Source organism: Dyella mobilis, assembly GCF_016904945.1.
Taxonomy (GTDB): Bacteria; Pseudomonadota; Gammaproteobacteria; order Xanthomonadales; family Rhodanobacteraceae; genus Dyella_B; species Dyella_B mobilis.
In genome coordinates, this window is the sequence record NZ_JADIKF010000015.1 from 1 (window position 1) to 639 (window position 639).

The 639-nt window shown below is 66.7% G+C and carries 1 protein-coding gene; it reads right to left on the reverse strand.

The features are described from left to right. The coding region (locus ISS99_RS00075; RefSeq protein WP_239537500.1) for a condensation domain-containing protein at positions 1–639 on the reverse strand (639 nt) is incomplete at both ends.

The following is a 639-nucleotide window of genomic DNA, read 5'->3' on the forward strand; positions in this document are numbered from 1 at the left end:
GGCCAACAGCTCGGCCACGCTCGGTGCCTGCGACAGATCCATGCGCAACGCCAGCGTGTTCACGAAGAACCCGATCAACGGCTCGATCTCCGCACGCCCCCGGTTGGCCGTCGGTGTGCCAATCACCAGATCCTCCTGCCCCGACAGCCGTGACAGCACCGCCGCCCATGCCGCCAACACAGTCATGAACAACGTGCTGCCGTGCTGCTGGCTCAATCGCTTCAGCCCCGCCGTCAGCGCGCTATCCACCCGGATCGGCACCATCGCACCGGCAAACGATTGCTGGGCCGGACGCGGCCGATCCGTCGGCAGCTCCAGCCGCACCGGCGCATCGGTCAGCCTCTGGCGCCAATACGCCGCCTGCGCCTGCAACCGCTCTCCGCTCAGCCACTGCCGTTGCCACGCGGCATAGTCCGGATACTGGATCGTCAACGCCGGCAGCGGATTCCCCTGCCCTTGCACGAATGCACCGTAGAGCGCGTTCAACTCCCGCACCAGCACCCCGATCGACCACCCATCGGAGACGATGTGGTGCTGGGTGAGCAGAAACACGTGCTCCTGCTCGTCCAGCCGGATCAACCGGGCACGGATCAGCGGGCCCTGCGCCAGATCGAACGGCGCATGCATCTCCTCGTGCGT